Origin of the sequence: Dactylosporangium aurantiacum (assembly GCF_000716715.1) — a bacterium.
Taxonomy (GTDB): domain Bacteria; phylum Actinomycetota; class Actinomycetes; order Mycobacteriales; family Micromonosporaceae; genus Dactylosporangium; species Dactylosporangium aurantiacum.
Map to the genome: position 1 here is coordinate 141,183 of NZ_JNYJ01000035.1, position 26,877 is coordinate 168,059.

Below are 26,877 nucleotides of genomic sequence, written 5' to 3' on the forward strand. Positions count from 1 at the left end.
ATCTTACGACGCGGCAACGCGGGACGGCTCGGCTCCGGCAGCGACGTGGCAGGCTGCCGGAGCCGACGCCATCTGCGCGCATCGTGATCGAAGGCTGGCGTTGCGTCACCGTTTTCTCTAGGCTCTCGGGCGGAGGGAAGGCTGTGACTAGCGTCGATACCAATACGGGTCTCGTCGTGGCACCCGGGTTCGGCTTCGGCGCCCGGCTCGCCGCGGTCGAGGAGCTCGTCGCCACCTGGGACCTGGAAGGTGCCCAGGCGGCCGCCAGGGAGCTGCTGGACGAGCCCGGATTGCCGCCCGGCGACCGGCTCACCGCCCGGCGGCTGCTGGCCGAGGCGTTGCGCGAACTCGGCGAGCTCGACGCCGCCTACGACCTCGCCGAGGCCGTCGCCACGCAGGCCGAGCAGGTGTACGGCCCCACCCACGTCGCGACCGTGCACGCCTGGGCCGTCCTCGCCGCAGTCCGCCACGACTACGACGAGTGGGACGCCGCCGAGGCCCTGTACCACCGCGTCCTGGACAGCGGCGTCGACGAGACCGACCCCGTCACCGGCGCCGAGGCGGCCCGCGTGATCCGCCTGACCCGGGTCAACCTCGCCCTGCTGCAACGCGACCGGGGGCAGCGCCCGCTCGCCCTGGCCATGCTCAACGCCGCGTACGTGGTGCACCGCCGCGAGTACGGCTCCGACGACCTGGACACCATCCGCATCGCCGCGGAGCTCGCCGCCCTGCACCACGCCGACGGCAACGTCCCCGCGTCGCGCCGCCTGTTCACCCTCGCGCACGCGGCGGCCAGGTCCCGGCTCGGCAACCGCCACCCGTTCACGAAGGCGGTCGAGTGGGAGCTCGCGGCGGTCGAGCCACCGATGCCGGCGTCCCTGCTCCATCCGACGCCGCCGGCTCCGGCGGCGTCCGCACCGCCGGCTGCACCACCGGCTGCGGCGCTGGACGCCGGGTCCGGACCGTCATCAGACGCCATCGGGTCCGAGAGCCTGGACGCGGGCACGGAATCGTCGCGGACCTCACCGAACCCGGTGGCTGGGGAGGCCGAAGTCGCGGCACCGTCCCCGGTCCGGGCGCCCGCTCCGGCGGTCCCGGAGGTACGCGCCGCTTCCGAGCCGGGTGACTCCTTCGATCCGGACGATTCGTTCGACCTGAGCACCCCGTTCGAGCCCGCCGATCCGTTCGAGCCCGCCGATCCGTTCGAGCTCGCCGATCCGTTCGAGCTCGCCGATCCGTTCGAGCTCGACGCGCGTGGCGAGCTGGACGGCGGTCCCGGTGGTCCGGCACCGGTCGGATCGCCGGCGGAAGTGGTGCCGGTCGGGGGCCCTCCGCAGGTCGTAGGCGCCCTGGTGACGCGTCATCCTGAGGTCGGAACCGCCGCGACGGCGGGGGAGCGGCGGGTCGTCGTGCCGCTCAAGGCGGTCGCCGGGGTGGTGGTCGGCGCGCTGGTGGTCGCCGCGGTGTCGGTGCTGTGGCCGTCGGGCGACGGGCCTGACGGGTCCGCGGGCCGGGCCGGCTCCACGAGCGTCGCGACCGCGGGGCGCTCCGGCGCGGCAGGTGCCGCCGGCGACAACAGCGCTGCCAGCGGCGCCGGAAGCGCCGGCAGCACCGGAAGCGCGGGAAACACCGGAAATGCCGGAAACGTCGGGAGTGCGGGTAACGCCGGGCAGGACGGCGGCGGTGCGGGCGGCGGGCTGCTGCGCGTACAGGACCTGCGGCTGCGGGACGAGGGCGCCACGCTCGCCGTCACGTGGACGGCGCTGCAGTCCAGTGCGGTCGTGGCACTTTCACGGGCCGGTGGGCCGGCGGTCGTGGTGGCGCAGGTGCCGCCGGGCACGACGTCGTACGTGGTGAAGGGGGTCGATCCGGCTGCGGCGTACTGCGTGGTGGTGGGGCCCGTCGACGCCGCCGTCGCGGTCACGGCCGGGGCGTCGGTCTGCACGGAGCGGCGGTGAGCGCGAGGGTGGGAACGGGTGGTCGCCACTGGGCGTGCCGCAAGGTTCGCCCGGTATAGTCCGGCCGATGCGGCTCACTGACCGGACGCTGAACCGGCTACCCCGCCCCGTGGCAAGGCTCATGCGGGATCACCGCGAGACGGTCAAGTTCGTGATCGTGGGCGGTTTCTGCTACCTCGTCACGCTCCTGGTCAACTACGCGCTGCGGTTCACGCTGCTGGAGGACAAGCCGGTCACGGCGCTGACGATCGCGAACGTGGTCGCTTCGGTGGTGTCGTACTTCCTGAACCGTGAGTGGTCGTTCCGGACCCGCGGCGGCCGGCGCCGCCATCACGAGATGGCGCTCTACCTGGTCATCAATGGCATCGGCGTCGCGGTGAACGCGGCGCCGTTGTTCGTCGCGCGGTACGTCTTCGGGTTGCAGGAGCCCGCGGTCAGCGCCCTGGTGGAGGAGATCTCCGACTTCGGGTTCGGCATGGTCCTCGGTACGGCCCTCGCGATGCTGTTCCGGTTGTGGGCGTACCGGACGTGGGTCTTCCCGCACGACGACGTGCGACCCGCGCCGGACCGGTGGGACCACACGGTGCCGGCCCAGGCCAGTGCCCCGTCGCAGGTCAGCCCGGCAGACAGCTGAGGCCCTGACCGGCACTGGGGCGGCCGGCCGGCTGTTGAGGCGCCGGCCTGGTCAGAACGCGATGTGGTCCGGGTCGGGCTCGGCGGGGGCGCCGAGGAGCTGGTCGACGCCGGCGACGCGCAGCTGGCGGTGCACGAACGGGCTGGCCCGGTGGATCACCAGCCGGACGCCCTCGGCGCCGGCCTCGCGCTGGGCGCCGACGAGGGCCCCGACGGCGGCGGAGTCCAGGAACGTGACCAGCCCCAGGTCGACCCGCAGCTCGCTGGGGCGGCGCTGGGTGGCGGCGGCGACGAGGTCCTGGCGGAGCGTCGCGGCGTTGCCGTGGTCGATCTCGCCTCGTACGGACACCACCGTCGAGCCGTCCATCAGGACGTTGACCGTTACCGACATCGACATGGCGCTCCCAAGGTGCTCACCCGCCTCAGCATAGGAGCACGTCGGACCGCCCGCAGCGGGCACCCCGCACCATTCACCCGGTTTCGCCGGTTTTACTCGGTCCGTGGTGGTGTACCGCCCGGGATGTGGTCGGGGCAGTGCAGCCGCAGCTCGCGGTAGCCGAATGGCGCGTCCACGAACCAGCAGTGGTGCGGTGCCTCGGTGCCGGGGTGGCGGTACCCGTCGAAGAACCGGCACGACAGGCACATCCGGTTGACCGGGATGCGCCCCTCACGCTGCAGCTGTGTGATCTTGGTGGTGACCATCCGCAGCAGCCGGGCCTGGGTCGGCTCATCGAGCTCCTCGACCTTGCCCAGCGCGGTGTCGGCCCAGTTGGACGGCGCCGGGGTGATGGCGAGGCCACGCTCGGTCGCGGCGATGCGCATGTCGTGTGCCGCGTACGACGGTGCCGGCCGCATCTCCACCAGCCCGTCGGCGACCAGCGGCGACACGATCGCCATGGTCGCGGCGACGGACGAGCCGAGCTCGGCGGCGAGGTCGGAGAGCCGGAACTCGCGGTCCCGCCGCCCCAGCAGCAGCAACACCTGCCGGTGCGGCGGCGGCAGCGCGGCCGAGTCGGCCGGGGGAGCGTCGGTGGGCGCCATCACGGCGACGCGCACCAGACCGGCGACGAGCTTCTGCGCCTGTGCCTCAAGGGTCACGGCAGCCTCCTCCCGAGCATCCGCTGGTAGCACCCTAATCCCGGACGTCGATCAACAGGGAGCACCGCGCGCCGCAATTCCGCCGACCCGTCGATCGGCGCCGGAAAGTGTCGTACCCCGCTGCGATGATGCGGGGGACGAGCGGTTCCGGGGAGGGACGTCGCGCGGTCGCTGCTGGTGGGTGCCGGTATGGGGTTGGCACGGCCGGACGTGGGGCGGAGTCGGTCGGGTGCACGGTCGCGTCGGCTCTGAGCGCCGGCCAACCCGACTCCGGGCGCCGGGTGTGGGCGACGCTGTCGTGCGCCGGGGTGGGGCCGGTCCTGAGCGCCGGTCGGGCCGGCTGCGGGCGCCGATCAGCGCGGTCCCGAGTGCCGGTCGCCCTGGCTGCGGGCGCCGAGTGTGGGCAACGCCGTCCGGCGCCGGCGGAAACGGCCCTGGGCGCCGGACAGCACGGGTTCGAGTGCCGCTCAACTCGACTGCGGGCGCCGCTCAACTCGACTGCGGACGCCGGGTGTGGGCAACGCCGTCCGGCGCCGGCGGAAACGGCCCTGGGCGCCGGACAGCACGGGTTCGAGTGCCGCTCAACTCGCCTGCGGGCGCCGGGTGTGGGCAGTGCCGTCCAGCGCCGGCCGGAACTGGCCCGAGTGTCAATCAGGCCGACTCTGGGCGCCGATCGACTGGTCCCGAGTTCCGATCAATTCGGCTGTAGGTGCCGGGTGTGGCAACGCTGTCCGGCACCCGTCGGAACCGGTCTGAGCACCGACCGACCCGGTCTGAGCGCCGACCAACCCGATCCAAGCACCGGCCGACCCGGTCCTGAGCCGATCGACCCGGTCCTGAGCCGATCGACTCGCCCTGAGTGCCGGTCAAACCGACTCCGACGTCGATCAACCTGGACCTGGGTGCCGGTCGATCCGGCTCCGGGTATCGAGTGCGGGCGACGTCGTTCGGCATCTGGCGGAAGCGGACCCCGGAGCAGGCCTCCTCGTGTCATGGTCCGTGCCGCCGTGGGTGTCTGCGCAGGACGCCGGGAATCGGAGGTCGGTTGCAGGATCGTCGTCCCCGGTGAACGCCTGAAGCGTCAGTCGTAAAATATGAAAAACACGAAATGTCCGGAAAGGGCGGTGTACGCTACGCACGTTTTAGCAGGGTGTGACGGGGGTCAGAATGGGTGCACGACGGTTGGTCGCGACGGCCACGATGCTGGTAGCGGCGGTCGGGACCGTGGAGATGACGGCGGCGGGGCCGAGCTTCGGGGCGACGGCGGGGGGCGCGAAGCCCACGCGGCTGGTGCTCACGGTGGCCAAGGGCGAGAGCACCACGCCGGTGCGGCGGCGGGCGTCGCTGACGTGCCGGCCCGCCGGTGGCTCGCACAAGTTGGCCCGTGACGCGTGCTCGGCGCTGGCGAAGGTCGGTGGGGACTTCGCCCGGCTGCAGGTGACCGGCGGCGCGTGCACGATGCAGTACGACCCGGTGACCGTGACGGCGGTCGGCCTGTGGAAGGGCAAGCGGGTCGACTACCGCAAGACGTACGGCAACGCGTGCTCGCTGTCCACGACGACAGGGCCCGTGTTCAGCCTGTGACCACGCCCGGCGGATCAACGACGGCAGGGGGCGTGGTCAGCCCTTGAACACGCCCAGCGTCTTGAACTGGTGGTTGGGGAAGATGGCCGCCGAGTCCTGGACGTTGAAGCGTTTCTTGAGCATCTCGGCGAGGATGTCGCGGTAGTCGTTGGCTCCCGCGACATCGCCCTGGTCGAGGGCGCCGGGGGACAGGCCGGGCCAGTTGCCGTGCACCTTGCCGCCGTTGAGGCCGCCGCCGAGCAGCAGCATCGCGTTGCCGTGGCCGTGGTCGACGCCGACGTTGCCGTTCTCCTGGACGCGCCGGCCGAACTCGCTCATCGTGATGATGGTCGTGGTGTCCAGCAGCGGGCCGAGGTCGGTGGCGAAGGCGCCGATCGCCTCGGAGAGGTTGGTCAGCGAGTTGCGCATGTCGCCGCCGTCGACGCGGCCGAGGTTGGTGTGCATGTCCCAGCCGCCGACGTCGAGCGCGGCGACGCGCAGGCCGACGCCGGCCTTCATGAGCTGCGCGATGTCCTTCAGGCGGTCGGCCAGGCCGCCGCCGGGGTACTGCACGCCTTCGAGGGGCCGGTACTGCGAGTTGGCGATCTTCTGGGCGGTGTTGATCGCCTGGATGGTGCCGGCGGCGGTGCTGGCGAGGGAGTGGTCCAGGCCGGTGTAGAGGGTCTTCAGCGCCTCCATCGTCTGGCTGCGCATGGCGTCGTTGTCGATGCGGAAGTCGCGGATGCCGTTGAGCACGATCGCCTGCTCGCCGCCGACGAGGGAGCGCGGCAGCGCCGAGCCCTGCGCGACGGCGCGGAACGTGGTCCCGGGGCCCATCTGGGCGAGGACCCGGTCGAGCCAGCCGGTGCGCACCGCGACGGAGGCGGCGCCGCGTTCGAGCGCGTCCTGGGCCTGGAAGTGGCTGCGGCTGGCGTCGGGGGAGGCGACCGCGTGCACGGCGGCCATCTTGCCCGCCTGCCAGAAGGGGTACAGGGCGGCCATCGCCGGGTTCAGCCCGAAGCCGCGCCCGGCGGGCAGCAGCGCCGCCGTCGGGATGGCGATGTTGGGGCGCATCGAGCGGTAGTTGGGGTCGTCGCCGGGCGCGACCACGGACAGCCCGTCCATGCCGCCGCGCAGGAAGATGACGACCAGGGTGCCCTTGGTGTCCTCGGGCGCGGCGAACGATGCCCGGGTCGTCACCAGCTGCGCGCCGAGCGCCGCGACGCCGACGAACCCGGCGCCCTGCACGAGGCGGCGGCGGGTGAAACCCTTGCTCCACCGGTCGCGCTCGGCGGCCAGCTCGTCCTGCACCTGGTCGGCCTGCACGCGGATGGCGGCCTCGCACAGGTTCGGCCCGTGCCGGCGCAACTCCTCCAGCGACCTCGGCCGCCGCTCACCTTCGGGAAGCACAGGAAGATCGTTCACAGGGGAGACCTCACCGCAGCGCGTGGTAGACGGAGTCGAGGACCAGTGGGGCCAGGTTCGGCAGCTTCCCGCCGAGGTTGGCGTCGGTGACCCGGGTGTCGGGCTTCGCGCCGAGGAACTTGATGAGCGCGTCGCGCTCGGCGGGCAGCATCGGCTGGAAGATCAGCCGGTTGCACAGCACGTCCAGGTAGGTCGCCATGGTCGCGGCCGGCTGGGTGACGAGCGAGTCCGCGCGCGGGTTGTTGAGGCCCTTGAACGACTGCTGCAGGAAGGCGCGGTGCGCGTTCCAGGTCTCCAGCATGCCGGCCGCGGAGCTCCAGGCGTTCGCGACGTCGGGGTAGCCGTCCGGCGGCTCCCAGCCCAGCGGCGCCTGGCCGAGCTTGCGGGTGAAGTTGTACAGGTCCTCGAGCGCCTTGCCGGTGTCGGCGCCGGGCTTGGTGCCGACGACCCGGGCGGTGGCGATGAAGTTCTCCAGCGGCCGGCGGGTCTTCAGCCCGGCCGCGATCCAGAACTCCAGGGACCGGAACAGCACCTTGAGCACCGGCACGATCGCCGAGCCGCTCTGCTGGTAGGCGGTGGCGAGCCGGTCGACGAGCGACTGCGGCGGCGTGTCGCACACGAAGCGCACGGCGAGCTTGCGGGCGATGTACTTCGCCGTCGACGGGTGCGTGGCCAGGTACAGCAGGTACGCGTCGCCGACGGCCAGGCCGTCCTTCGCGGACTTGTTCGCGTGCTGGAAGCCCAGCACCTTCACCGCGCCGGTCCAGTGCCGGTTCTGCTCGTACCGGAACATGCCCTCGCGGGTCGCGGTGCGGCCGGTCATCAGGTACGCGGAGTTGCGGACGTCCTTCTCGTTGTAGCCGCCGTCGATGCCGACGGTGTGCAGCTCCAGCAGCTCACGGCCGTAGTTCTCGTTGACGTTGCGCTTGTCGGAGGACGTGTTGTCCAGGTACCGCATCATCGCCGGGTCGCGCGCGGAGGCGATCAGCATGTCGGAGAACTTGCCGAGGGCGTGCTTGCGGATGACGTTGACGTCGTAGGGCACCCGGGTGTCCCAGCCGCCGTCGAACGGGCTGGTGATGTTGAGGTGGTTGTTCCAGAAGTCGACCATGACCTCGAACAGCTGCCGGTTGCTCCAGATCTGCCGGGCGATGACGGCGCGGGTCAGCTCGTACATCGCCTTGTTGTCGCCCTCCTTGACCGACGCGCGGATCTGCGCGGTGGTCATGGTGACGGTCGGCGTGCTCTGCAACGCCGCGTCGGCGACCGGGTCGGCGATCTTGTCCGGCTCGAGCTGCCGGTCGAGCCAGCCGTCGATGCCCAGCTCCTTGACCGCGGCGACGTCGGCGTGCGTCGGGCCGAACGTGCAGCGCCGCAGCAGGTGCAGCACCGGGTCGCGGTTGAGCGGCGTGGGGAACCGCGGCGTGGCGCGCATCGCGGCGACGGCGGCCGCGGACGCCGAGTCGGCGGTCCCGGAGGCGCCCAGGTCGTTGAGGTCGCCCTGGCCGCTGGTGTAGCTGGAGTCGCGGTTGGAGAACGAGCCGGCGTCACGCGGGGAGACGTTGCCGCCGCCCTGGCCGGTCTTGACCATGTCGTCGGCGTCCTCGGGGCGGCCGAGCACCGCCGCGGCGCCGGATCCGAGGCCGCCGATCGCGACGGCGCCCCCGCCGAGGGCCCAGAGCGCCTGCCGCCGGTTGCGCATCAGCTCGTGCAGTGCGGGCCGGCCGGTGCGCAACCAGGCCGGTGCGGGTCCTCGGGAGGTCCTGGCGGCGGCCGGTGTACCGGCGGCGGCAGCGTCTTCGGGTGCCGGCGAGGGCTCGTTGAGCACGCGCGGCATCGGAAACTCGCCCGTGTAGTCGGCGAAGATGGCGCCCTTGACCTTCTTGCTGTGGGGCTCGTGGGGGCCTTCATCCGAGAAGAGCCGCTCAGGCATCCCTGAACCCTAATGAGGGCGTGATCTCCCCTTCAAGCCGGCAGATGCGGGTGCGGCTCAACTTTGTCTTTCTTCTTGCTTAAGCGAGGCGCATTCCTCGTCAATGCGTGAAATTCGGGCAACTACGCAAAGTTATCTCTTCCGTACACATCGCAGAAGCGGTACGCATGAGGCAGCCGATAAGGGAGGCGGTGGAGGTCGTGCGTGACGCTGCGCCGGTCCGCCGACGTCGGAGGGTGACGCTCGCCGACGTCCCAGTCGTCGCGAAGATCGCCCTCGTCCTGATCCTGCCGCTGGCCGGCCTTCTCGGCCTCGCCGGCGTCGCCACGTCCGCCTACGCCGAGCAGGTGGGGCGCATCGGCGACCTGCGCGGCGCGGTCGCCGCGGCGGCGCAGGCCGGCCGGGTCGCCGACGGGCTGCAGCGGGAGCGCCTCGCCATCGCCCGGCTGCTCAGCGGCGGGGGCGCCGCCGCCCGCGACGCGTTCGCCGCCGAGGCCGCCCGCACCGACGCCGCCGTCACCGTCCTGCGTGACCGGCTCGCCCGGTTCGACGGCGCCGGTGACCCGGGCGCCCGGGTGGTCGCCGGGCTGGACGGGCTCGCCGTGCTGCGGGCCCGCGCCGCCGCCAGCGAACCTGACGCGCCCGGGCAGGTGCTGCTGCTCGGGTACCGGCAGCTGATCGCCGACCTCGTCGCCGTCCAGCAGGGTGTCGCCGAGCGGCCCGCGCCGCTGGCCGTGGCCGCCGGGACCCGCGCCGCGGGCTGGCTCGCCGTCGCCAAGGAGGAGCTCGCGCTCGTCCACACCGCCGCCGCCCGGGCCCTCGCCACCGGCGAGCTGACCCCGGCCGACCGCGAGCAGCTCGTCTCGCACCGGGCCGCCGCCGCGGACGCCTTCGAACGCTTCGCCACGGCCGCCACCCCGGCCTGGCGCGCGCAGCTGGCCGGCCTCGACGTCACCGCCGACGTCGGGCAGCTGCTGCTGGCGCCCTCCACCGGTGCCGCCCCCGTCGACACCGCCGACTGGGCCCGGACCTGCCTGGCCCAGCTCGACGGGGTGCGTGACCTCGCCGAGCGGGTCGCCACCGACAACGCCGCCACCGTCACCGACGCCCGCGACCGGCAGAACCGCACCATCATCATCGGGCTCGCGCTCGTCCTCGCGGTCGCGGCGGCCGCCGTCGGGATCGCCGTCGCCACCGGCCGTTCCCTGCGCCGCGGGCTGCGGGCGCTGCTGCGCACCCCGCCCCACGAGCCGCCGGCCGGCGGGCGCGACGAGGTCGGGCGGGTCGCCGAGGCGTTCGGCGCCGTGCGGCGCGACGCGGCGCGGGCCGCCGCCGAGCAGGACGCCCTGCACGCGGGCGTGACCGGCATGTACGCCGACGTCGCCCGCCGCTGCGCCCGGCTCGCCGACGCGCTGCTCGACCGCCTCGACGACGCGGAGCGCGACGAGGCCGACCCGGACCGGCTGGCGCAGCTCTTCGCCGTCGACCACCTCGCCACCCGGCTGCGCCACGACACGCAGCGCCTGCTGGTCCTCGCCGGCGCCGACCTCGCCCACGGGCACGCCGCGCCGGTGCCGCTGATCGACGTCCTGCGCGCCGCCCAGTCGCGGATCCAGGACTACCAGCGGGTCGAGTACGGCCGCGTCGACGACGACCTGGGTGTCGAGCCGGCCGCCGTCGACGGCGTCGTGCACCTGCTGGCCGAGCTGCTCGACAACGCCGCCCGGCACGCCACCGCCGAGCGGCCCGTCGTGGTGGACGCCCGGCGCACCGGCGACGGCGCCGTCGTCCACGTCACCGACCGCGGCCCGGGCGTCGACCCGGCCCGCCTGGAGGAGCTCAACGCCCGCCTCGCCGACCCGCCCCCGTTCGGGCCGCGGCTCGGGCTCACCGTCGTGGCCCGGCTCGCCGCCCGGCACGGCGTGGACGTGACCCTGCAGCCGTCCACCGGCCAGGGATCCGGTCTCGCGGCCATCGTGCGGCTGCCCTCCTCAGCGCTGTGTGAGATCGCGCCCGTACGGGTAGAGCCCGCCGCCCCCGCCCGGCCGCTCCCACCGCGGGTGCTGGAACGCAGCCCGGCGCTGCCCGGCGCGGAGCCGATGGACATCCCGCACCCGCGCAAGGCCGGCCCGCCGGTGCCCGCCGGCCAGGGCGCCGCGGCCCGGGTGGCGGCCGACGGACCGACGGTCGAGGCCCGGGCGTTCGACGACGGACTGCCACGGCGTACCGTCGGAACGTCACCGCACATGGATCCTGTCGCCACCGAACCCGGCGACGTCAGCACACTGCTGTCGAGCTACCAGCACCCGATCGGCCGCCTCGGCGCCGTGCCGGTGCCGGTGAACCAGGAAGGACATGCCACGTCATGACAGCCACCACGGGGCTCGACTGGGTGCTCAGCGGCTTCACGGAGCGTGTCGCCGGCGTCCGGCACACCGTCGCGGTCTCCGGGGACGGCCTGCTGGTCGCGGCGTCCAACGAGCTGCCGCCGGAGCGCGCCGACCAGCTCGCCGCGATGGTCGCCGGCGTGGTGTCCCTGGCCCAGGGCCTGTCGGCCTGCACCGACGCCGGCCCGGTCCTGCGCACGATCGTGCAGATGGGTCGCAGCCTGCTGTTCGTCATGGCGCTCGGCGACGGCGACACGCTCGCGTCGCTGGCGGCGATGGTCCAGCCGGGCTGCGACGTAGGGGAGGTCGCGTTCGAGATGAGCGGCCTCGTCGACCAGGTCGGCGCCGTGCTGACGCCGACCTCGCGCTGAGCGGTCACAGGTCCGGGTCGCGACCCTCCTTGATGTTGCTGGCGTCGCGCAGCGGGATGAACGGCTCCTTGTCCTCCGGCATGCCGCCCTGGATGGCGCGGCCGCGCTCGAGCTCCGCGTCGAACTCCGCGCCCAGCAGGATCGCGATGTTGGAGATCCAGAGCCAGACGAGGAACGCGATGATGCCGCCCAGGGTGCCGTACGTCTTGTTGTACGAGCTGAAGTTCGACACGTAGATCGCGAAGCCGGCCGAGGCCAGCAGCCAGATGAAGACGGCCAGGCCGCCGCCCGGCGTGACCCACCGGAACCCGGTCTGGCGGGCGTTGGGCGAGGCCCAGTAGAGGATGGCCAGGATCAGCAGCACGACCAGCAGCAGGACCGGCCACTTGGCGATGTCCCACACCTGGACCGCCTGCTTCGACAGCCCGATCCAGCCGCCGGCCTGCTCGGCGAACCGGCCGGTGAAGACGATGCTGAGGGCGGCGAGGGCGATGAGGGCGCCGACGACGACGGTGACGCCGAGGCGGATCGGCAGCACCTTCCAGATCGGGCGGCCCTCGGGGACGTCGTAGATCGAGTTGGCGGCGCGGATGAAGGCGCCGACGTAGCCGGAGGCGGTCCAGACGGCGCCGAGGAGACCGACGATCGCCAGGATCCCGGCCGAGCCGGAGCCCTGCTTGAGCTCGTCGACGGCGCCCGTCACCGGACCCGCGATCGACGGCGGGAACAGCGCCTGGGCGTTCTCCAGCACCGCGTTCTGGGTGGTGTCGGTGAGCAGCATGCCGGACACGGCGAGCAGGACGAGGATGCCGGGGAAGATCGACAGGACCCCGTAGTACGTCAGCGCGGCGGCCCAGTCGGTGAGGTTGTCGTTGTTGAACTCCTTGATCGTCCGCTTGAGGACGTCCATCCAGGAGCGCCGGGTGAGCTGCGTGGGCCGGCTCGGGGGGTTCTCGAGCTCGGGGCCGGTGGGGTCGTCCTGCGACATGCGGTACCTATGCCCTGGGGGCGCGCGGGGATAACGCTACGGCGCGACCCTTCCGGCCCGGATCAGGGCGACCTGCACCATGTCGACCAGTTCGGTGGCCCGGAACGGCTTGGCCACCACCGACGCCTCGGGGCCCAGCTCGACGACGGCGGCGTCGAAGTACGGCAGGCCCGACATGTACATGATCAGCGCGTCGGGGCAGGCGGCGCGCACCACCTCGGCGACCTGGACGCCGGTGCCGTCGTTGAGCTTCAGGTCGGTGATGGCCAGGTCGATCGCGTCGGGATGCTCGGCGCACACGCGTTCCGCGCCGGCGAGGCCCGATGCCGTGTACACCTCGGCCCCGGCGCGGCTGAGCACCCGCTTGACGATCTCGCACAGGTCCGGCTCGTCGTCGACGACGAGGACGCGCAGGTGCTCCAGCATGCCTTCACGATAATTCGTGATTGTGCCTGATCTGCCTTACTTTGCCGGGTTGCCGGGGCGGATCCGGTTGCGGCTGAACCCGAGGAACACCACCAGCACGCATGCCACCACCAGCAGCACCGCCGCGTACGTCCACCACGCCGGCCGGCCGGCGGACGGGGTCGGGGCGGCCGCGGGCGGCTGGGCCGGGGTCGTGACGAAGTCGGCCGGTGCGGCCGCGGCGGTGGTCGCGACGGGCGGGGCCGCCGTCGGCGACGCCGGCGTGCGGGTCGGCTTGGCGGAGGCGCCGCTCTTCACGCCGGTGGTCACGGTGAAGGAGAAGCTGCCGTTGCCGGCCGTGCCGCCGGTGCCGGAGGCGGTGTAGGACACGGTGTAGCTGCCCGGCGCGCCGTCGGGCACGCCCAGTGCGATGCGGGCCGTCTCGTTGCGCACGGTGACCCCGTCGACGGGGACCGTGGCGCTGTCCGGGCCGGTCAGCATGATCTGCGCGTCCAGGATCTTGTCGCTGAACACCAGCTGGAGCTCCTGGGGCAGGTGCCCGACCCGGGTCTCCGCCCCCGGCGTGCTGCTGGTGAGCGTGAGACGGGGTGCATATGCGGTTGCAATTGACGGAAACGGCAGTAAGCCGAGAATTCCGACAATTATCGCGGCGAGAACTGCACTTCGCCTGACCACACCAAGAAATCGCCCGGTCATGGGCGGAAACGATAGTGCATTGACGTCAGCGATGTGCGGAAGACGGTGTTAGCGTGCCGTTTCATGCAGGGCAGTTGGCGTGAACTGGTGCAAATCAAGCGACCCCCGGCGTCGACCCCGGCGAGCCGGCGGCTGCGGCGCATCGTGCTGCTCACGGCCGTGCTGACCCTCGCCGCGGACGTCGTCAACCTGGAGTACTCCACCGAGGGCGGATTCGGCCTGGGGGTGCGGACGTTCTGGGCGATGCTGCGCGCGGTCGGTTTCCTGTTCCTCATGCGCGAGATCCGCTGGGGGCGGCTCACCGCCCGGCCGTTCGGGCTGATCCTCGCGGTCACCACCGTGTTCGCCTCGGCCCGGCTGGCCCAGCCGCGCAAGGACGGGTTCCTGCCGCCGTGGCCGGTCCTCGTCGCGCTCGCGGTCATCCTGGTGCTCTGCACGGTGGTGGTCTGGCAGCTGTTCCGCTCGCCGGCGATCGCCGCGCACCTGACCCGCCGCCCGTCGAAGCGGCCGATCCCGCCGTGGGCGCTGACCGCCCGGGTGGCGGCGCTGTCCTACTCCGCCCTGCTCAGCGTGCCGTGCCTGGTCGCCGCCGGCACGCTGTGGGACGAGCCGCGGCTGCCCCGCTCCACCGCCGTGCCGCTGGTCATCTCGTGGTTCGTGCTCGGCATCGCGGTCGCCTTCGTGGCGTCGCTGATCAGCTTCGCGATGATGTTCGGGCACACCTGGGCGCGCGTGCTCCTGGCGATGATCAGCGTCTTCGTGCTGCTGGTGCAGCCGGTGCTGTGCTGGCTGCTGCTCGGCGCCGACGGGGTCATCCGCGACGGCGTCCCGCTCGTCCTCGCGGCGCTGGTCTGCCTCTACGGCCTGGCGAGGTCCGGTTCGGCCAGACCGACCATGGCGGCCGGCGCGTCCTCGGCCTGAGCCGACGCCGCGTAGTACGCGTCGATCTTGTACTCGATGAGCGCCAGGTCGTCGCGCAGCTCGGCCATCCGGCGCAGCACCTGCCGGCGGTGCTCCTCCAGCAGCGCGCGGCGCTCGTCGAAGGTGGCCGGGCCGACCCGGCACAGCTGCGCGTAGTGGCGCATCCCGGCGATCGACATGCCGGTCGCCCGCAGCCGGGTGAGCAGCCGCAGCATCCGCACGTCCTGCTCCGAGTAGCGACGGTGGCCCTGCCAGTCCCGCTCCGGCGGGTCCAGCAGGCCGGCCCGCTCGTAGTAGCGCAGCGTGTGGGCGGTCAGGCCGGTCTGCTCGGCCACCTCCGCGATGGTGAACTGCATGTCTCCCAGCGTATTTGACTTCGAGCGCGCTCGAAGGGGGAGTGTTGGGGGCATGCGACAGCGAACCCTTGGCACTCTGACCACGTCCGCGCTCGGCCTCGGCTGCATGGGCATGAGCGAGTTCTACGGCCCGGGTGACGACGCCGAGTCCGTCGCCACCATCCGCCGCGCCCTGGACCTGGGCGTGACCTTCCTCGACACCGCCGACATGTACGGCCCGTTCACCAACGAGCAGCTCGTCGGCCGCGCCATCGCCGGCCGCCGCGACGAGGTGACCCTCGCCACGAAGTTCGGCATCCAGCGCGACGGCAACACCCGCAGCATCAACGGCCACCCCGACTACGTGCGGGCCGCCCTCGACGCGTCCCTCACCCGCCTCGGTGTCGACCACATCGACCTGTACTACCAGCACCGCGTCGACGACCGGGTGCCGATCGAGGACACCTGGGGCGCCCTCAGCGAGGCCGTCGCCGCGGGCAAGGTCCGGCACCTGGGCATCTCCGAGGCGTCGGTGGAGACGGTCCGCCGCGCGCACGCCGTGCACCCGGTGACCGCCGGGCAGTACGAATACTCGCTGTGGACCCGCGACCCGGAGGACGCCATCCTCGGCCTGTTCCGCGAGCTGGGCATCGGCCTGGTCGCCTACAGCCCGCTGGGCCGCGGCTTCCTCTCCGGCGAGATCACCGACCCGTCGCAGTTCGACCCGTCGGACTTCCGCCGCCACAACCCGCGCTTCCAGGGTGAGAACTTCCAGCGCAACCTCGACCTGGTCGCCGAGGTCCGGTCCCTGGCGGAGGCGAAGGGCGTCACCCCGGCGCAGCTGGCCCTCGCCTGGGTCCTCGCCCAGGGCGACGACATCGTGCCGATCCCGGGCACGAAGCGGCGCACGTACCTGGAGCAGAACGTCGCCGCGCTCGACGTCACCCTCACCCCGGACGACCTGGCCGCGATCGAGAAGCTGGCCATCGGCAGCGACGTCGCCGGCTCGCGGTACCCCGCGGACACGATGGCGTCGCTGAACCGCTGACCGCACTCCTCCCGGGGTGGCGCGCGGTGCTGGCGCCACCCCGGTGGTTCGTCGTATGGTGTTCGGCGTGTCCGCGTTCCTGAACCGATGCTGGTGGCCCGCCTGACGAGGCGGCCCACCTCCGCGTGACACCCACATCCGCGGCCGCCCATCCGGCGGTCGCTTTTTTGTTGCCTCCTCGCAGGGGCCGGCCACCGGGACGGGCGGCCAGACCTGAGAGGGACGACCCGCATGCTGCCCGACCCGACCCGCCCGTTCGCCCTGCTGCGCCGCGAGAGCCGCGACGTCGTCGAGGTGCTCACCGGCACCGTCGTCACCGTCGCCTCGCTCGCCGAGATCCCCGACGAGTCCCTGTCGCTGGTGCCGTTCCGCCAGGTCCGCGAGCGCGGGTTCGACTGCCTCGACGACGGCACGCCGCTGTCGGTGCTGCGCATCGCCGACCGCACCGAGCGGGCCGTGCCCGACCTGCTGGCCGCGCTGCCGGCCACGCCGGTGGCGCTGCGCGACGGCGGCTTCGACGTGTCCGACGCCGACTACGCCACGATCGTCGAGGAGGTGCTGCGCGACGAGATCGGCCGCGGCGAGGGCTCCAACTTCGTCATCCACCGGGTGTTCGAGGCCGGCATCGACGGCGTCCCGGTCACCGCCGCCCTCGCCGTGTACCGGCGGCTGCTGGAGCGCGAACGCGGCGCCTACTGGACGTTCCTCGTGCACACCGGCGAGCGCACCCTCGTCGGCGCCACCCCGGAACGGCACGTCAGCGTCGAGGACGGCCTGGTCATGATGAACCCGATCAGCGGCACCTTCCGGCACCCGGGCGGCGTGCCGGACAAGGACGCGGTGCTGCGGTTCCTGTCCGACCGCAAGGAGATCGACGAGCTGTCCATGGTGCTGGACGAGGAGCTCAAGATGATGGCGACCGTCGCGACCGAGGGCGGGCAGGTCGTCGGGCCGTACCTGAAGGAGATGGCGCACCTCGTCCACACGGAGTACCTCCTCGCCGGCCGCAGCGCACTGGACGTGCGTGACGTGCTGCGCGAGACCATGTTCGCGCCGACCGTCGTCGGCAGCCCGATCGAGAACGCCTGCCGGGTCGTCGCCCGCCACGAGCGGCGCGGCCGCGGCTACTACGGCGCGGTCCTCGCCCTCATCGGCCGGGACTCCCTCGGCCGGCAGACGCTGGACGCGCCGATCCTCATCCGCACCGCCGACATCTCCGCCGCCGGCCGGCTGCGGGTGCCGGTCGGCGCCACCCTCGTGCGGCACTCCACGCCCGCCGGGGAGGTCGCCGAGACCCACACCAAGGCCGCCGGCGTCCTGGCCGCCCTCGGCCTCGGCGCCACCCCCGCCGGCCCGGCCCGGCCGGCCGCGCCGCTGGCCGCCGACCCGGCGGTGCAGGCCGCCCTCGTCGCCCGCAACGGCACCCTCGCGCCGTTCTGGCTGCAGGACCACCACGAGCGGGCGCTCACCATCCCCGAGCTGGCCGGCCGGCGGGTCCTCATCATCGACGCGGAGGACACGTTCACCGGCATGCTGCACCACCAGTTGCGGGTCCTCGGCCTGGACGTCACCCTCCAGAAGTACTCGGCCCCGGTCTCGGCGACCGGCTACGACCTGGTGGTGCTCGGCCCCGGCCCCGGCGACCCGCGGCGGACCGAGGAGCCGAAGATGGCCGCGATGCGGGCCGTCGCCGCGCGGCTGCTCGCCGACGGCACCCCGACGCTCGCCGTGTGCCTCGGCCACCAGCTGCTGTCCGGCCTGCTGGGCCTGCCGCTGCGGCGCAAGGCCAACCCGTACCAGGGCATGCAGCGCGACATCGTCTTCTTCGGCCGCCCGGCGACCGTCGGCTTCTACTCCACCTTCACCGCCACCCACCCGCACGACCGTTTCGACACCCCGTACGGCCCGGTGGAGCTGTCCCGCGACCCGGCCAACGGCGACGTGCACGCCCTGCGCGGGCCGACGTTCGCGGGCGTGCAGTTCCACCCGGAGTCCGTGCTCAGCTACGACGGGATCGACCTGCTGCGGACCATGCTGACCACGCTGCTGCCGGCGGCCGCGGTGTCGTAGGCGCTGTTGCCCCGTTCCGCGGCCGGGTTGCGCGGGTCGGGTCCGTCGGTGCCACCTCCAGTCCCGCCGCCGTCCTCGGTCCCGCTTACCACTCACGCACCGCCGCTCCCGCACCGCCGCTCCCGCACCGCCGCTCCCGCACCGCCGCTCCCGCACCGCCGCTCCCGCACCGCCGCTCCCGCACCGCCGGTCGCAACCCGCGGTGGGTACCGTGCGGTCGTGATGGGTCTGGTGCGGGTGGTCCAGCGGTTCTTCCACGGGCGGGACCTCAACCTGCACGCCGCCGCCGTCACGTTCTACGGCGCGGTCGCGGTCGTGCCCGTCGCGCTGCTCACCGTCAAGCTCGCCGGGCTGATCGCCGGCGCCGACCGGATCCGGGAGCTGGCCGGCCCGGTGATCGAGGCGATGCCCGACCGCCTCGGCGCCGACCACGCGACGGCGCTGCTGTTCGACGCGGGCCTGCGCATGTCATGGCCGCTGACGCTCACCGCCCTGTTTCCCGCCACCTGGTACGGCGAGGGCCTGCGCCGCGCGTTCGTCTCCCTCGCCGTCCCCGGCACGGACGGCGCACCCGTCGCCGGCTGGCGGGGGCGGCTGCTGATCCTGCCCGTCCTCGCCGTCGCGCCGGCGCTGCTGCTCGGCCTCCTCCTGGTGCTCACCAGCGCCGCAAGGCGCTTGCAGGACGGCGGCTGGTCGGGCGTAGGGGCGGTGGTCGCATCGTTCCTCGCCGCCTGGCTGGCGTTGAGTCCCGCTTTCGTCATGGTGTACCGGTGGTGCGCCCCGCCCACGCCCGCCTGGGCCCCGACGATCGTGGTCGGCTCGTTCACCGCGGCGAACGTGTCCGGCTTCGCGCACGGCTTTGTGCTGTTCTGGTCGCTGCCACTGGACCTCGGCGTGCCCTTCGGCGGGCTGGACGCGGTCGGCGCCGTCGTCGCCGTCCTGCTCTGGCTGTACGTGTTACACCTGCTGACACTCATCGGATACGGTGCGACCCTGCAGGCGAGCCGATGGTGGGCCTTGCGTTCCGCGGAATCGTGAACGATGCTTCCGAAGAATTCTCACTATTGGGGGCCTTCATGCGGGACCGCCGGGCAAGATTCAGCGTCGCCGTGGCGTATCTCGTCCAGGGCTTCTGCTTCGCGGCCCTGCTGACCCAGGTCGGCGTCCTGCAGGAGAAGTTCGGCTTCTCCGACGGCGAGCTGTCCCTCGTCCTGCTCGCGGTCCCCGTCGTCGCCGGCATCGGCAGCGTCCTGGCCGGCCTGCTGTCCAGCCGCCTCGGCAGCTCACCGGTGCTGCGCGCCGGCGGCCCCGGCGTCGCCCTCGCCATCACCTCGGTCGGCCTCGCCGGGCAGGCGTGGCAGCTGTACCTCGCGCTCGCCTTCGTCGGCCTCATGCTCGGCGTCGTCGACGCCACCATGAACATGCAGGGTGTCAGCGTCGAACGCCGGTACGGCCGCCCCGTGCTCAACTCGTTCCACGCCGTGTGGAGCGTCGGGGCGATCCTCGGCGCCCTCGCCACCGCCGGCACGTCCCGGCTCGACTGGTCGGTCGCCGCGTCGCTCGGCGCCGTCGCGCTCGTCGGCGCCGTCCTCGCCCTCGCGGCCGGGCCGTGGCAGCTGCGCCGCGCCGAGGAGATCGCCGACGTGCCGCCCGGCGCCGCCACCGCCGTCCCCTGGCGCCCCGTCATCCTCGTCGGCATCGCGATGATGCTGATGTTCATCGCCGACTCCGCGGTCTCCAACTGGAGCACCGTCTTCCTGGACCACACGTTCGCCGCGAGCACCAGCGTCGCCGCGCTCGGGCTCGCCGCGTACCAGGCGATGATGCTCATCGGCCGCACCGCCGGCGACCTCGTCGTGCGGCGCTTCGGCCCCGTCGGCGTCGTCTCCGTGGGCGGCGTCGTCGGCGGCATCGGCCTGGGCCTGGTCGCCGCGTCACCGACCGCGGCCGTGGGCATCGCCGGGTTCGCCGTCGTCGGCATCGGGCTGTCGCTGGTCGTCCCGCAGTCCTTCTCCGCCGCCGGCCGCCTCGACCCGGCCGGCACCGGCGTCGCGATCGCCCGGGTCAACCTGTTCAACTACATCGGCTTCGTGGTCGGCGCCGGCCTCATCGGCGCGGTGGCCGAGAGCGCGTCGCTGCGGCTGGCCTTCGTGGTGCCGGCCGTGCTGGCGGCGGGGATCGTCGCGCTGGCCCCGGCGTTCCGCACGCAGGCCCCGGTGTCACCTGTGGCCGAGGTGCCGGCGCCCACCGCCGGCTGAGCTGAGCCCGGTCGTCTCCCGCCCGGTCGGCCTTCGCCGGTCGCGCCCGGTCGTCTCCTCGCCCGGTCGCCTTTCGCCGGCCGCGCCCGACCGTCTTCTCGTCCGGCGGCCCTTCGCCGGTCGCGCCCGGTCATCTCCTCGCCCGGTCGCCTTTCGCCGCCCGTGGCCGGTCAGCCCTCCGCCCCGTCGGCCATCGTCGGCCGCGCCGGGCAGGTCGACCCGCGGCGGCCGGTACGGGAACCCGCGGGTCAGGCCGGCGCTGACCTCACGCAGGACCGCCGGCCGGTCGCGCTGACGCCGCTCACGACTGCGGGGCGGCCCCGGCCGAGCCCGCTCACGACTGCCGGGCGGTCGCGCTGACCTTCTCGGCGGCCGCGGCCACCGAGCCGCGGGTCGCGGCGGCCAGGCTCGTCTGCTCGTGCAGCGACGCCTCCACCTCACGCTGGGCGGCCGCGACCGAGCTGAGCCGGTCCGCGACCCCGCCGACCGCGTTGGCGGCCGCCGCCGCACCCGAGGTCACCTGCCCGACGGTCGTCTCGATCCGCCCGGTCGCGGCGGCGGTCTGCGCGGCGAGATCCTTGACCTCGTTGGCGACCACGCCGAACCCCTTGCCCGCTTCACCGGCGCGGGCCGCCTCGATCGTCGCGTTGAGCGCCAGCAGCTTCGTCTGGTCCGCGACCGCCTGGATGAGGCCGGCCACGGTGGCGATGTCGGCGATCGCGGTCTCCAGCTCGCCGATGACGGTCCGCGCGCGGTTCGAGTCGTGCAGCGCCGCCTCCACGTCGCTGACCGCGCCCCGGACCGCGCCGCTCATCCCGGCCAGCTTCTGCTCGAACGACTCCATCGCCGCGCCCGCCTCCGCCCCGAGCCGCACCCCGGCGTCGGCGACATCGGCCAGCACGGTCTCCAGCTGCCGCCCGAGGCGTTCGCTGTGCGCGACCTGCTCCGCGGCGTTGCTCGCGGCCGCCTCCTCCCGCCGGGTCGCGTCCTGTGCCGCCGCCAGCAGCGCCGACTGGTTCTCCGCCGCGATCCGTGCCCGCTGCGCGTCGGCCTCCGCCTCGGCGTTGGCGGCGAACCTCCAGTACGTCAGCTGCGTCAGGCACATCGCGATGACGAACGCCGCGTGCAAGAGCACGAACAGGATCGGGTGGCTGCGCGCCTGCGGGCTGTTGAACAGCATTTCGGGCATCGCCACGCCCACCACCAGATGGTGCGCCGCCACCAGCACGACGGTCACCAGCAGTGTCGTCCAGTCCTGGTACAGGCTGACCAACCCCACCACCACGAAGAAGTGGAAGTGCAGGTCGGTGAGGCCGTTGCCGGCGTGCACGAGCGCCGCGGCCGCCAGGACCAGCCCGGTCGACACCGCGAACGAGCCGCCGCGCCTGCTCCGGGCGACGCTGCCGGCGACCGCGCAGATCAGCACGCCCGCGTTCGCCGACCAGACCAGCCACGCCGCCCCGTGCGCGTGCTCCCCGACGATCGAGTGCCCGTTGAGGACGCTGATCGCCACCAGCACCGGCAGGTGCAGGACCAGCAGCACCCGCAGCGCCCGGTGTCTGGACTGGAAGGCCGCGTCGCTCAGCCGGACGTTCGGCATGAGCCAGGCGAGGACTCCGGACATGGCGTTCGACGCTCCCTCTGGACGGTGGACCGGGACCTGCGAAGGGTGGAGCGGGACCTGCTGACGGTGGAGCGGGATCTCCTGAACGACCCAACCGCCAATCGGCCGCCGGAACGCCGACCTGAAGGTGTTCACTGCGGCGGCGCCTCCGCCTGGGTGACCGCACCTCGGCCGCGCGCCCCGGCCGCTCGGTCTCCTCCTCCTGTACGACCAGGGCACCAGCTCGCCGCAACGGGCGTGCACTCCGGTCAGCCGGCCTCCTCCAGCAGGGCCACGACCTCGGCAGCGGACGGCAGGCCGTCGGTGTCCCCGGCCGTCGCCACCACTCCCGCCGCGAACCGGGTGCCGAGCCACGCGGCGCCGCCCGGCCCGATGCCACGCAGCCGGGCGGCCAGGTACGCCCCGGCGAACGCGTCGCCGGCACCGACCGGATCGACCACCCGCACCGCCACCGACGGCAGGTGCACCGGCCCGTCACCCGCCGCCCCGGCCTCGTGCCAGCAGCCGTCGGCACCGGCTTTCAGCACGACCTCGCCCACGCCGAGGGCCTTGGCCCGCGCGAAGACCGTCGCCGGGTCGTCCGTGCCGAACAGCGGCCCCGCCTCGTCCATCCCCAGCAGGAGGTACGCCGTCAACGGCAGCAGCTGCCGCACCGTCTCGGCCGCGCCGGTCAGGCCCGGCCGCAGGTTCGGGTCGACCGCGACCGGCACGCCCCGGGCGTGCGCCTCGCGGGCCAGCCGCAGCACGGCCCGCCGCGGCCCCGCACCGAGCGCCGCGGTCAGCCCGGACACCGCGACCAGGTCCGGCCCGGCGGCCAGGGCCCGGTCGGCGTCGGCCTCGTCGAGCGCCGACGCGGCCGAACCGGCCCGGTAGTAGTGCACCCGGCGGGCACCGTCGGGGCGTACGTCCTTGACGAACACCCCCGTCGGCCGCGCGCCGTCGACGCCGACCAGCCCGGCGTCGACCCCGAGCCCGTCCGCCGCCGCGACGACCCGCCGGCCGAACGGGTCGTCGCCGACCCGGCTGCAGAACGCCGCCCGGGCACCCGCCCGCCGGGCCGCGGCAAGGAGGTTGAGCTCTGCGCCAGCCACGTGCACCGACGCGGTCCGGCACTCCTCCAGGGGGAGGAGATCGGCGGGCTGGAACAGCACCATCGCCTCGCCGAGCCCGACGATGAGCCCGCTCACGACGTCGCCTCCGCTGCGCTCCGGCGGCGCCGTGAGCCAATACTGAGCCCATGGTTCGCGGCTCCTGCGCTGCGCTCCGGCCCGCTCACGACAGCCACCGGGCCCGCAGGTCCGGCCGGAGGAAGGCGGCCGGCGAGGCGATCGACAGCCCGCCGTCGACGGGCAGGCAGGCGCCGGTGATGAAGCCGGCGCCCGGCGAGGCCAGGAACGCCACCGCCGCCGCCACCTCCTCCGGGCGTCCGACCCGGCCCAGCGGGTACCCCTCGGCGACGGCGGGCAGGTGCTCGCCGCCGATCATGCCGGGCGCGACGGCGTTGACCCGGATGCCGCGCGGGCCGTACTCGAGGGCGAGCTGGCGCACCAGCCCGTCCAGGCCCGCTTTCGCCGCGGCGTACGAGGGCAGGCCGGGCGCGGCGAGGAAACTGTTGACGGACGTGACCGCGACGACGCTGCCGCCGGAAGGCAGGTGCGGCAGCGCCGCCCGGCAGGCGTAGAACGCGCCGGACAGCGTCACGTCGATCGCGGCGCGCCACTGCTCGTCGCTCTGCGTCTCCGCGGGGGCGACCGGCATCACCGCGGCGGCGAGGACGAGCACGTCGAGCCGGCCGAACAGCTCCACGGCCCGCCGCACGACCGTCGCGGCGCCGTCGCTGGTGGCGCAGTCGACCGCCCAGCTCGCCTCGAACGCCGGGTCGTCGGTGGTGTCCAGCGCGGCCCCGGCGACCCGGTCACCGGCGAACGCCCGCCCGATCGCCAGCCCGATCGGCGAGGTCGCCCCGAGCACGAGGACACCCCTCACCGTCCCGAACCTCCGGAACCGGCCCCGCCGTCCAGGTCGACGCCCTCCAGGCCGAGGTCCTCCAGGACGAGCGTCAGCGCGTCGAGCGTCGCCGGGTCCGCGTCGACCGCGGGCGCCCGCACCGTCGTGGAGGCGATGACGCCCCGCCGGTGCAGCACGTGCTTGTGGATCGACCACGCGATGCCCGGCTGCAGGCCGAAGCGGATCAGCGGCAGCAGCCGGTTGAATCCGGCCCGCGCCTCGGCCGGCGACCCGGCCTCGTGCGCGCGGAGGACCGGGACGAGCAGGTCCGGGAACTCGCTCGCGGGCATGGTGCCGACCGCGCCCCGGGTGTACTCCTCGAGGACGAACAGCGCGTTCTGGCCGCCGAGGACGAGGAAGTCGTCGGCGGTGGCCTCGATGACGGCGCCGACCTTCGGGGCGGTCGGCTGGGTCTCGACCTTCACCGAGTCGACACCGTCGAGTTTGGACAGTTCGGCGATCAGCGGCACGGGCAGGTTCACGCCGGTGGACGCCGGCGCGTCCTGGACCATGACGGACAGCCCGCCGGCGGAGGCGACGGCACCGTAGAAGTCGACGATCTGCGCGGGGGAGGGCTTCACCATGAACGGCGGGATGAGCATGGCGACGCTGGCGCCGGCGTCGGCCGCGGCGCGGCACTGGTCGATCGCGTCGCCGGTGCCGGTCGCCGATACCCCGGCGACGATCGGCAGCGTGGGCCCGAGCGCCTCCCGGACGACCGCGAGGATCTCGGCCCGCTCCGGCGCCGTCAGCGCGAAGCCCTCGCTGGCGAAGCCGAACACGGCGACCCCGTCGACGCCGGAGCGCACGGAGAACTCGACGAGCCGGCGCAGGCTGCCGGTGTCCAGCGAACCGTCGGGGTGGAACGGGGTGGCGAGCACGGGGATCAGCCCGCGCACGTCGGTGGAGCGGCTCACTGGTCCTCCAGAAGGGCGGTGATGTCGACGTCGACGCCGAGTCCCGGCGCGGCCGGCAGGTCGAACGACCCGGGTCCGCCGGTCAGCGGCCGGGTGAGGATGCGGTTGGCGACGGGGAACGGTCCGGGCTGGAACTCGAAGACCGGCATGGCCTCGATCGCGGCGGCGACGTGCAGCCCCGCCGCGAGCACGACACCGAGCCCGACGGAGTGGTGCGGCGCCACCGGTACGTGATGCGCCGACGCGATCTCCGCGATGGCCATGGCCTCCGTGATGCCCGTGCGTCCCACGTCGGGCTGGGCCAGGTCCAGGGCCCGTTCCCGAAGCCACAGCTTGAACTCGAACCGGTTGCGCAGCGTCTCGCCGATCGCCACGGGGGTGACGAGCGCGGCGGCGAGCTCGCGGTGGCCGTCGACGTCCTCGGGCGCGAGGGGCGCCTCCAGGAACCACGCGCCGCGGGCGTCGAGCGCCTTGCCGAGGCGCAGCGCGTCGGCGAGGTCGTAGGCCCAGTGCGCGTCGACGGCGACCCGCATGCCGGTCGCGGCGACCGCGTCGTACGTGGCGAGGTCCTCCTCCACCCCGCGGCCGAGATGGAGCTTGACCGACGTTGCGCCCTGTGCAATCCAGTTGCGGGCGAGGGCGGCCCGCTCGGTGTCGGTGGGCACCGGCAGGCCGGAGACGTACGTGGGCACGGTGTCGCGGAACGCGCCGCCGAGCAGCGCGTGCACCGGCAGCCCGGCCGCCTTGCCGGCGAGGTCCCACAGGGCGATGTCCACCGCGGCGAGCGCGTCGGCCTGGTGCCCGACGAGATGGCCGCGCTCCCGCATGAGCCCGGTGAGCCGGCTCCACAGTGGCCGGACCCGGCGCGGGTCCTGGCCGAGCAGGACCGGCGCCAGCAGCCGGTCGACGATCGCCTGCGCGATCTCCGGCCCGACGGGTGCGAGCGCCTCGCCCCAGCCTTCCGTGCCGTCGTCGCACGCGATCCTGACCAGCAGCGTCTCGTAGCGGTCCGAGTACAGGCTGCGCCACGGCGGCCGGAGGTAATAGTCGGATGTGTTGGGATTCTCCCGCGTGGCGGCGCCCAGGTAGACATCGTCGCCGCGCAATTTGAGCGGGAAGGTCGTCACGTCAACGATCTTCACGGAGCACCCCCGCTCTGTGGTTGACCACTTGCAGCATGCGGGATATCTTGCCGTATCACGCAAGCAACTTCCAGAGAGGGTCCCGATGGCTTCGGATGTCGGAAGCAACCAGAGCGTCGAGCGGGCGCTGACGGTGCTGCGGGTCTTCACGGCCGGCCGCTCCGAGCTGCGCGTCTCCGACGTCGCCAAGCTCGCAGACCTTGGACTCTCCACCGCGTCGCGGCTGCTGGCAACCCTGGAGGCGGCCGGTTTCGTCGACCGCGACCCGGTCAGCGGGCTCTACCGGCTCGGCCTGGACACGGTCAGCCTCGGCGGCGCGGTGCTCAACAGCCACCCCGTGCACCGGGAGGCCCGCCAGATCGCCCAGAACCTCGCCGCCGACCTCGGTCTCGGCGTCAACGTCGCGGTCCGCCGCGACGCCAGCCTCTTCTACCTGCTCAACTTCGAGGGCCGGCAGGCGCCGCGGGCGTTCGTCCTGGCCGGGCAGCGCAACCCGCTGCACGCGACCGGCCTGGGCAAGTCCCTGCTGACCGGGCTGACCCCGCTGGAGCGGCGGGGGCTGCTGCCGGCCGCCGCCCTGGTGGCCTACACGCCCCGCACCATCACCACCCACGAGCAGCTCGACGCCGAGATCGACCGCACGGTCGCCCGCGGCTACGGCTCGGAGCTCGAGGAACTCGCCCTCGGCCGGGCCTGCGTCGCCGCCCCGATCCGCGACGGCGCCGGCACCGTCGTCGCCGCGCTGTCCGTCTCCGGCCCGCTCTCTGCAATCGACTTGCAGAACCGGGAGGCCACGCTGTCGCGGATCGTCATCGAGGCCGCCGACTCGATCAGCATCGGCCTCGGGTACGTCGGACCGGCACACCACCCCAGCGCGGTGTCACTGTGAAGGACCGGACGTTCGGGTTCCTGCTGACCCTGCCGGCGCTCGCGCTGCTCGGCGCGGTCGTGCTGTATCCGCTGGTCGGGTCGCTGTCCACGAGCCTGTTCAACCAGAGTCTGGTGTTGCCGGGTCGTTCGTTCGCCGGTCTGGACAACTTCACCGAGGTGTTGCGGCGCAATTTCTGGCCGGTGTTG

Annotated in this window: 24 protein-coding genes and 1 pseudogene; 12 read left to right on the forward strand and 13 right to left on the reverse strand. The window is 73.3% G+C overall.

Features of this window, described 5'->3' with window-relative positions; translation table 11 throughout:
* Positions 1-143: 143 nt before the first annotated feature.
* A complete protein-coding gene (locus OP18_RS33275; RefSeq protein WP_156089972.1) occupies positions 144-1,958 on the forward strand; it encodes a tetratricopeptide repeat protein in 1,815 nt (604 codons plus the stop codon).
* A 67-nt stretch (positions 1,959-2,025) separates the two neighbouring features.
* Positions 2,026-2,592: a GtrA family protein gene (locus OP18_RS33280; protein WP_063745659.1), complete on the forward strand. Its 567-nt coding sequence runs from the start codon at positions 2,026-2,028 to the stop codon at positions 2,590-2,592.
* Positions 2,593-2,643: 51 nt separating this feature from the next.
* Here OP18_RS33280 and OP18_RS33285 read toward each other — a convergent pair whose 3' ends face one another.
* Positions 2,644-2,988, reverse strand: a complete 345-nt coding sequence (locus tag OP18_RS33285) for an STAS domain-containing protein (RefSeq protein ID WP_033363062.1) — start codon at positions 2,986-2,988, stop codon at positions 2,644-2,646.
* Positions 2,989-3,080: 92 nt separating this feature from the next.
* Positions 3,081-3,689 (reverse strand): MarR family transcriptional regulator, encoded by a 609-nt coding sequence (locus tag OP18_RS53420; RefSeq protein ID WP_052387694.1) that lies wholly within the window; start codon positions 3,687-3,689, stop codon positions 3,081-3,083.
* Positions 3,690-4,856: 1,167 nt separating this feature from the next.
* Here OP18_RS53420 and OP18_RS33295 point away from each other — a divergent pair.
* On the forward strand, positions 4,857-5,273 hold the full coding sequence (locus OP18_RS33295; protein WP_033363063.1) for a subtilase-type protease inhibitor: 417 nt from the start codon (positions 4,857-4,859) through the stop codon (positions 5,271-5,273).
* Between the two features lie 36 nt (positions 5,274-5,309).
* Here OP18_RS33295 and OP18_RS33300 read toward each other — a convergent pair whose 3' ends face one another.
* Both OP18_RS33300 and OP18_RS33305 read right to left on the reverse strand, forming a co-directional pair.
* Positions 5,310-6,662 carry a DUF1501 domain-containing protein gene (locus tag OP18_RS33300; protein WP_052387695.1) on the reverse strand — a complete coding sequence of 451 codons (1,353 nt, stop codon included), beginning with the start codon at positions 6,660-6,662 and terminating at the stop codon, positions 5,310-5,312.
* 25 nt (positions 6,663-6,687) lie between these two features.
* On the reverse strand, positions 6,688-8,610 hold the full coding sequence (locus OP18_RS33305; protein WP_052387696.1) for a DUF1800 domain-containing protein: 1,923 nt from the start codon (positions 8,608-8,610) through the stop codon (positions 6,688-6,690).
* Positions 8,611-8,846: 236 nt separating this feature from the next.
* Between OP18_RS33305 and OP18_RS33310 the strand changes: the two genes are divergently transcribed.
* Positions 8,847-10,979, forward strand: a complete 2,133-nt coding sequence (locus tag OP18_RS33310) for a sensor histidine kinase (protein WP_033363064.1) — start codon at positions 8,847-8,849, stop codon at positions 10,977-10,979.
* Entirely contained in the window at positions 10,976-11,368 is a 393-nt protein-coding gene (locus OP18_RS33315; RefSeq protein ID WP_033363065.1) for a roadblock/LC7 domain-containing protein, read from the forward strand. Before OP18_RS33310 ends, OP18_RS33315 begins: the two co-directional genes overlap by 4 nt.
* Positions 11,369-11,372: 4 nt before the next feature.
* On the opposite strand, the gene OP18_RS33320 is transcribed toward OP18_RS33315, so the two are convergent.
* Genes OP18_RS33320 through OP18_RS33330 form a run of 3 tightly spaced genes read right to left on the reverse strand, consistent with a single transcriptional unit; the run spans position 11,373 to position 13,478 of the window.
* Positions 11,373-12,356, reverse strand: coding sequence for a YihY/virulence factor BrkB family protein (locus tag OP18_RS33320; protein WP_052387697.1), 984 nt, complete (start codon positions 12,354-12,356; stop codon positions 11,373-11,375).
* Between the two features lie 36 nt (positions 12,357-12,392).
* Positions 12,393-12,782 (reverse strand): response regulator, encoded by a 390-nt coding sequence (locus OP18_RS33325; RefSeq protein WP_033363066.1) that lies wholly within the window; start codon positions 12,780-12,782, stop codon positions 12,393-12,395.
* A 36-nt stretch (positions 12,783-12,818) separates the two neighbouring features.
* Entirely contained in the window at positions 12,819-13,478 is a 660-nt protein-coding gene (locus tag OP18_RS33330) for a copper resistance CopC family protein (protein WP_081971322.1), read from the reverse strand.
* 87 nt (positions 13,479-13,565) lie between these two features.
* Here OP18_RS33330 and OP18_RS33335 point away from each other — a divergent pair, with 87 nt between their 5' ends.
* A complete protein-coding gene (locus OP18_RS33335) occupies positions 13,566-14,399 on the forward strand; it encodes a hypothetical protein (protein WP_052387698.1) in 834 nt (277 codons plus the stop codon).
* Here OP18_RS33335 and OP18_RS33340 read toward each other — a convergent pair.
* The gene (locus OP18_RS33340) at positions 14,336-14,755 is read right to left on the reverse strand and encodes a MerR family transcriptional regulator (RefSeq protein WP_245635605.1); all 420 of its coding nucleotides are present in this window, start codon (positions 14,753-14,755) and stop codon (positions 14,336-14,338) included. The genes OP18_RS33335 and OP18_RS33340 overlap by 64 nt on opposite strands.
* A 52-nt stretch (positions 14,756-14,807) precedes the next feature.
* Between OP18_RS33340 and OP18_RS33345 the strand changes: the two genes are divergently transcribed.
* From OP18_RS33345 to OP18_RS33360, 4 genes are all read left to right on the forward strand, one after another.
* Positions 14,808-15,782 carry an aldo/keto reductase gene (locus OP18_RS33345; RefSeq protein WP_033363069.1) on the forward strand — a complete coding sequence of 325 codons (975 nt, stop codon included), beginning with the start codon at positions 14,808-14,810 and terminating at the stop codon, positions 15,780-15,782.
* A 231-nt stretch (positions 15,783-16,013) separates the two neighbouring features.
* The gene (locus OP18_RS33350) at positions 16,014-17,852 is read left to right on the forward strand and encodes a chorismate-binding protein (RefSeq protein ID WP_052387700.1); all 1,839 of its coding nucleotides are present in this window, start codon (positions 16,014-16,016) and stop codon (positions 17,850-17,852) included.
* A gap of 222 nt (positions 17,853-18,074) precedes the next feature.
* Complete coding sequence (locus OP18_RS33355) at positions 18,075-18,890, forward strand: YhjD/YihY/BrkB family envelope integrity protein (RefSeq protein WP_052387701.1); 816 nt, start codon at positions 18,075-18,077, stop codon at positions 18,888-18,890.
* A gap of 71 nt (positions 18,891-18,961) precedes the next feature.
* Entirely contained in the window at positions 18,962-20,110 is a 1,149-nt protein-coding gene (locus tag OP18_RS33360) for an MFS transporter (protein ID WP_211273751.1), read from the forward strand.
* A 334-nt stretch (positions 20,111-20,444) separates the two neighbouring features.
* Here the strand turns inward: OP18_RS33360 and OP18_RS62030 are convergent, their stop codons facing one another.
* The 5 genes from OP18_RS62030 to OP18_RS33385 form a co-directional block, all read right to left on the reverse strand.
* Positions 20,445-21,734 carry a methyl-accepting chemotaxis protein gene (locus OP18_RS62030; protein ID WP_033363072.1) on the reverse strand — a complete coding sequence of 430 codons (1,290 nt, stop codon included), beginning with the start codon at positions 21,732-21,734 and terminating at the stop codon, positions 20,445-20,447.
* A gap of 248 nt (positions 21,735-21,982) precedes the next feature.
* Positions 21,983-22,921, reverse strand: a complete 939-nt coding sequence (locus tag OP18_RS33370; RefSeq protein WP_052387702.1) for a sugar kinase — start codon at positions 22,919-22,921, stop codon at positions 21,983-21,985.
* An 85-nt stretch (positions 22,922-23,006) separates the two neighbouring features.
* A complete protein-coding gene (locus OP18_RS33375) occupies positions 23,007-23,720 on the reverse strand; it encodes an SDR family NAD(P)-dependent oxidoreductase (RefSeq protein WP_033363073.1) in 714 nt (237 codons plus the stop codon).
* The gene (locus OP18_RS33380) at positions 23,717-24,658 is read right to left on the reverse strand and encodes a dihydrodipicolinate synthase family protein (RefSeq protein ID WP_245635606.1); all 942 of its coding nucleotides are present in this window, start codon (positions 24,656-24,658) and stop codon (positions 23,717-23,719) included. Before OP18_RS33380 ends, OP18_RS33375 begins: the two co-directional genes overlap by 4 nt.
* Positions 24,655-25,800: a mandelate racemase/muconate lactonizing enzyme family protein gene (locus OP18_RS33385; protein ID WP_033363074.1), complete on the reverse strand. Its 1,146-nt coding sequence runs from the start codon at positions 25,798-25,800 to the stop codon at positions 24,655-24,657. The genes OP18_RS33380 and OP18_RS33385 overlap by 4 nt, the downstream gene beginning before the upstream one ends.
* An 85-nt stretch (positions 25,801-25,885) precedes the next feature.
* On the opposite strand from OP18_RS33385, the gene OP18_RS33390 reads away from it, so the two are divergent.
* Both OP18_RS33390 and OP18_RS33395 read left to right on the forward strand, forming a co-directional pair.
* Positions 25,886-26,689, forward strand: a complete 804-nt coding sequence (locus OP18_RS33390) for an IclR family transcriptional regulator (RefSeq protein WP_033363075.1) — start codon at positions 25,886-25,888, stop codon at positions 26,687-26,689.
* Positions 26,686-26,877: pseudogene (locus OP18_RS33395) on the forward strand (sugar ABC transporter permease); the annotation flags it as partial. The gene OP18_RS33390 and the pseudogene OP18_RS33395, both read left to right, overlap by 4 nt.

Excerpts from the sequence above, each read along its gene's own strand:
- OP18_RS33280 (WP_063745659.1), top strand. The coding sequence starts at position 2,026 with ATGCGGCTCACTGACCGGACGCTGAACCGGCTACCCCGCCCCGTGGCA.
- OP18_RS33285 (WP_033363062.1), bottom strand. The coding sequence starts at position 2,988 with ATGTCGATGTCGGTAACGGTCAACGTCCTGATGGACGGCTCGACGGTG.
- OP18_RS33295 (WP_033363063.1), top strand. The coding sequence starts at position 4,857 with ATGGGTGCACGACGGTTGGTCGCGACGGCCACGATGCTGGTAGCGGCG.
- OP18_RS33305 (WP_052387696.1), bottom strand. The coding sequence starts at position 8,610 with ATGCCTGAGCGGCTCTTCTCGGATGAAGGCCCCCACGAGCCCCACAGC.
- OP18_RS33315 (WP_033363065.1), top strand. The coding sequence starts at position 10,976 with ATGACAGCCACCACGGGGCTCGACTGGGTGCTCAGCGGCTTCACGGAG.
- OP18_RS33320 (WP_052387697.1), bottom strand. The coding sequence starts at position 12,356 with ATGTCGCAGGACGACCCCACCGGCCCCGAGCTCGAGAACCCCCCGAGC.
- OP18_RS33325 (WP_033363066.1), bottom strand. The coding sequence starts at position 12,782 with ATGCTGGAGCACCTGCGCGTCCTCGTCGTCGACGACGAGCCGGACCTG.
- OP18_RS33330 (WP_081971322.1), bottom strand. The coding sequence starts at position 13,478 with ATGACCGGGCGATTTCTTGGTGTGGTCAGGCGAAGTGCAGTTCTCGCC.
- OP18_RS33340 (WP_245635605.1), bottom strand. The coding sequence starts at position 14,755 with ATGCAGTTCACCATCGCGGAGGTGGCCGAGCAGACCGGCCTGACCGCC.
- OP18_RS33345 (WP_033363069.1), top strand. The coding sequence starts at position 14,808 with ATGCGACAGCGAACCCTTGGCACTCTGACCACGTCCGCGCTCGGCCTC.
- OP18_RS33350 (WP_052387700.1), top strand. The coding sequence starts at position 16,014 with ATGCTGCCCGACCCGACCCGCCCGTTCGCCCTGCTGCGCCGCGAGAGC.
- OP18_RS33355 (WP_052387701.1), top strand. The coding sequence starts at position 18,075 with ATGGGTCTGGTGCGGGTGGTCCAGCGGTTCTTCCACGGGCGGGACCTC.
- OP18_RS62030 (WP_033363072.1), bottom strand. The coding sequence starts at position 21,734 with ATGTCCGGAGTCCTCGCCTGGCTCATGCCGAACGTCCGGCTGAGCGAC.
- OP18_RS33390 (WP_033363075.1), top strand. The coding sequence starts at position 25,886 with ATGGCTTCGGATGTCGGAAGCAACCAGAGCGTCGAGCGGGCGCTGACG.